Source organism: Fictibacillus sp. NRS-1165 (assembly GCF_050468105.1).
Classification (GTDB): Bacteria; Bacillota; Bacilli; order Bacillales; family Fictibacillaceae; genus Fictibacillus_C; species Fictibacillus_C terrinigri.
In genome coordinates this window covers 1-4,274 of sequence record NZ_JBDPNU010000152.1, presented here as the reverse complement: position 1 = coordinate 4,274, position 4,274 = coordinate 1, and the positions used below count along the sequence as shown (strand labels likewise).

The following is a 4,274-nucleotide window of genomic DNA, read 5'->3' as shown; positions in this document are numbered from 1 at the left end:
GAATGGAAACGGTGAAGGAAATCAACGCCTTTCTAGAAGAGAATGAAAACCGTTTTACCGACACAACATCAATGGCAACTGTTGCTTTAATGTGGTCTTATGATACGGCCAATTTTTATCAATCTTCGTCAGAAGAAACTGATTTTACAGCAGGCCAGGATCAATTGAGAGATCCTGATAAGAGCGACGCCAGAGGTTCCTTTATGGGGTGGTATGATGTTTTATCAAGAAGCAGGATACCGTTTGATATAGTAGACAATACATCAATAACAGATGGATCATTCGCAAAGTATGAGCTTGTCATTTTGCCTAACGTGAGTGTCATGAGCGAAGAAGAGGCGGATCAATTCAAATCTTATGTTAACAGGGGAGGGAAGATCATAGGAACATTTGATACATCCCTTTATCAGGAAGATGGGATGAAAAGGGATCAGCCTTTGTTAGCCGAAGTCTTCGGCATAACGCTGCATACCATTCGCCACTGCGAGTACGATCATATTGAATGCGATCCCCATCATCCTATGCTTACATCCGTTGACCAGCAGTTAATTCCAGCCGCACGTTTAGGAACTGAAGTTACTGCCAAAAAGGGTTCTGAAAGCGTGATGTTCTATCGGGAGAAACAAAATTCAAGATATTGTGAACTTCCTCAAAAGACCTCTTACCCTTATATTGTAAAAAGCAGTTATGGGTTGGGAGAAAGTATCTACTTTGCCGGGAATGTCGGAAAATTTTATGAATCATATGCCATTCCTGAATATAGGAGGATCATGGTGAATGCTGTTAGCTCACTTGTAGAGATTCCTTTTTATATAAGTACGGCACAACAGACAGAATCCTTACACGTATCCTTGAGAAAGCAAGGGGAGAACCGCGTCCTTGTCCATGTAGTCAATTACACAGCTTCCATGACGAGACCGATTAACGAAGTAATGCCTTTAACGAATCTGACAATTAATATCCAATTGCCAAAAGAAGTTGATTCCATCAGTTTTTTGCGAAACAAAAAAACCGGAGCCTTTGTGCAGCATGGGGGCCGGGTAAGCATCCAGCTGCCGGAAATTAAGGAATATGAAGTAGTAGACATCTGTTTAACGCGTTCGTGAAGACTTGGTGCTCCTATATAAAGACATCGAAAAGACTGGTCTTAATAAGCCTATGAATTACGGGGCGATCATGAAGGAAAGGAGGATGCTAATACCGCTGGTCAGGTCGAAAGAAATGGTGATGGATGCTTTTCAACAAAACTATGCTGTCGGAGCATTTCCTGCTTATAACCGGGAAATAATTCAAGCCGTCTCGGAAGCGGCCGATGAACTGAAAGAACCCGTTATCCTGCAAACGGCCCCGTCGACCATTGTATATACAGCATGGCTCATGTCGTAAACATGGTACGAACCGCTGCTGAATGTGTGAAGGTTCATCTGGTCATGTCTGAAAAGAAGTGAATAATGTTTTAAAAAAAATAATTTTATTAATTTAATGCATAAAAGCATTTACTTATTAAAGCGATATGGTTATGATAAGGAGTATAATCGTTGGGATTTAACGATCTCTTGACACACCCCCTAATGAAATACCCTCATTGAGCAGCCGGATCTAATAGATTCGGTTCTTTTTTTTTGCATAAGAAAAAGCGGCAGACATCCCGCTTATCTTATTCCATCAATGAAAGCAAACGATTTTTTTAAATTTCTCATCCGTAATGATGACGCTGAAGAATCCCGCGATCTGAACGATCAAATCTCACTCTGTACCAGTGCTCGGCAATGATCATTCTTCTGTTTTCCCCTGTATTTTGAAGATCATAATGTGCTTCCTCCAGTAGGTGTACAGTTGTATACACATCATACATAAAATCAGCCAATTTCTTTGCATGAGCGCTCTGTTGACGGGCATCTAGTTTTAATACATGCTCAATCAGTTCTTCCATCCCATGGGAAAAGAGCAGAGGCGAGAAAAAAGCTTCTGGATCTCCTATCAGCTCAAGAACAACAGGTGGCACATGAAAATAGAACAGGAATAGCTAAGGCATTGGTGAATGGCAGACCTTCTTGCGATTTATTAAGAATTCCATTTTTCAATGCACTGGAAAGAATCCAGAGCGGCTAGATGCATGATTCGTGAAGCAAGGGGATTTTAAGGAAAAATGCTTCATAAGTCACGCGTTTTTATTGTTAACTGATCGATGGAATGACAAAGTCAAATCTCTTGCAGCATCAACGGAAATCACACCCGGGAGAAAGGAGACGCTAGGATTTTTGGATTAAATCCCAATTATTAGTTATTTATTTAGACCCGGATTATAATATCTATATTGTGGCTCTTTTCAAAATTTATAAAAAAGTGGCGGGTGAGAGTGTGGAAACATTCAGGAAGCTGAAAGCATTTTATTGGCCGTATAAAAGGTATTTCATCTGGTCAGTCCTAGCGCTCATTTTCTTAACGGGCATGACGGTCATCTATCCGATGGTGCTACAATATACGATAGATGATGTCATTTTAAAAGGTAATTATGATAAAGTTCCAATGATTGCCTTGGCCTTCGTCGTTCTAATGACAGCAAAAGGCGGATTTACATTTATTCATCAGTATCTTGGGGATCTATTCGGTGTCACTGCAGTGTACCGGCTCCGAAAGGCACTTTATGAAAAACTTCAGTTTTTGCCCTTTCGTTATTACGACAATGCCAAAACCGGTGATCTGATGTCCAGGCTCACTGCAGATGTCGAAGGTTTTCGTTTCTTCCTTTCATTCGGCTTTGCACAGTTGATCAACTTTGTCTTTCTCATTGGTTTCAGTTTGATGGTGATGTTCTATTATTCAGTACCGCTTGCTTTTGTCACTTTAGGTGTGCTCCCGTTTTTAGGGATTGTCGTTTATCGGTTTGATAAGGCGGTTCATCCTGCGTTTCAAGCGATACGGAAGTCAATGGGGAACCTGAACACCAAGGTTCAGGAAAATGTAAGCGGGATGCAGACAGTAAAGTCCCTGTCCAGAGAAGATTACGAGATTGGCAGGTTTATGTCTACAAATAAGGACTATAAAGATAAACAAATCTTTACAGCTGATATCTGGGCAAAATACTTTCCGCTTATGGAACTGATCGGTAACCTGTGTGTTGTTTTTCTTCTATCGTATGGCGGGTATCTTGTCATTCAAGGGAAGCTCATGCCTGGCGAGCTTGTTGCTTTTTTCAGTTTGGTCTGGTATATCATTGGACCCATTATGGGTCTTGGTTTCATCATTAATACCTTCTCGCAATCAAAGGCGTCGGGGGAACGGTTAATAGAGCTCTTGGAAGAACCGGGCGAAATCAAAAATCAATCAGACGCTATCGAATGTGTGGAAGGGGATATTGAATTTAAAGGGGTTACGCACCGATATGGAACAGAAGAGAATCCTCCCATTGAAAATGTGTCATTTCATGCTAAGAAAGGCCAGATCATTGGCTTGATGGGAGCGACAGGTTCCGGGAAAACGACACTCACCCAGCTCATCTCCAGATTTTACGAACCACAGCAAGGCGAGATCCTCATTGACGGTAAATCAATATCTAATTATGATCCCATTATGCTCCGGCAGCATATTGGGGTGGTGTTTCAAGAATCGTTTTTATTCTCTTCAACCATCAAAGATAACATTGCCTATGGAAACCCGGACGCGGACATGGACCAAATTATTGCAGCCGCAGTACTGGCACAGGCACATGATTTTATTATGGAGCTTCCTCATCAGTATGAAACTCAGCTCGGAGAAAGAGGGCTGGGCCTTTCCGGAGGCCAAAAGCAGCGGATTTCCATCGCAAGAGCACTTCTCGTTAATCCGAGCATCCTCCTTTTAGATGATGCGACGAGTGCTGTGGATACGGAAACGGAATTTAAGATTCAGCAGGCGTTCCAGGAAGTAATGAAAGGACGAACGACGATTATTATTGCCCATCGCATCTCCTCCCTGAAGCATGCAGATGAAATTTTAGTGCTTGAGAACGGAAGGGTTGCTGCAAGAGGAACTCATGAACAGTTAATTAAGCGAGAAGGCTTGTATAAACGGACGTATGACTTTCAATACAAGGATAGGGAAGCACTCGAAGCTAAACGAGTGTCAGCGGGGTATTGAACATGGTTAAACGAAAAAAAGAACGTTTCTTTTATTCCAGCGAACCACCTATTGATAAGCCGTTTAATTGGGGGCTCATGCTCCGGCTGTTCGAGTATATAAGGCCATACAGAAAATCGCTGCTGCCGAAAGCCGTGATCGCCATGCTTCTCACG

At 42.1% G+C, this 4,274-nt stretch carries 4 protein-coding genes; 3 read left to right on the top strand and 1 reads right to left on the bottom strand.

What is annotated here, in order from left to right; all coding sequences use genetic code 11:
• Window positions 1-1,106: beta-galactosidase trimerization domain-containing protein (locus ABHN01_RS25390; RefSeq protein WP_429877850.1), on the top strand; the 1,106-nt coding region annotated here is incomplete at its 5' end.
• 70 nt (window positions 1,107-1,176) lie between these two features.
• Window positions 1,177-1,386, top strand: coding sequence for a class II fructose-bisphosphate aldolase (locus ABHN01_RS25385; RefSeq protein ID WP_429877849.1), 210 nt, complete (start codon window positions 1,177-1,179; stop codon window positions 1,384-1,386).
• Between the two features lie 310 nt (window positions 1,387-1,696).
• Here the strand turns inward: ABHN01_RS25385 and ABHN01_RS25380 are convergent, their stop codons facing one another.
• Complete coding sequence (locus ABHN01_RS25380) at window positions 1,697-2,005, bottom strand: hypothetical protein (protein WP_429877848.1); 309 nt, start codon at window positions 2,003-2,005, stop codon at window positions 1,697-1,699.
• Window positions 2,006-2,361: 356 nt separating this feature from the next.
• Here ABHN01_RS25380 and ABHN01_RS25375 point away from each other — a divergent pair, with 356 nt between their 5' ends.
• Window positions 2,362-4,119 (top strand): ABC transporter ATP-binding protein, encoded by a 1,758-nt coding sequence (locus tag ABHN01_RS25375; protein ID WP_429877847.1) that lies wholly within the window; start codon window positions 2,362-2,364, stop codon window positions 4,117-4,119.
• Window positions 4,120-4,274 lie beyond the last annotated feature (155 nt).

Excerpts from the sequence above, each read along its gene's own strand:
- ABHN01_RS25385 (WP_429877849.1), top strand. The coding sequence starts at position 1,177 with ATGAAGGAAAGGAGGATGCTAATACCGCTGGTCAGGTCGAAAGAAATG.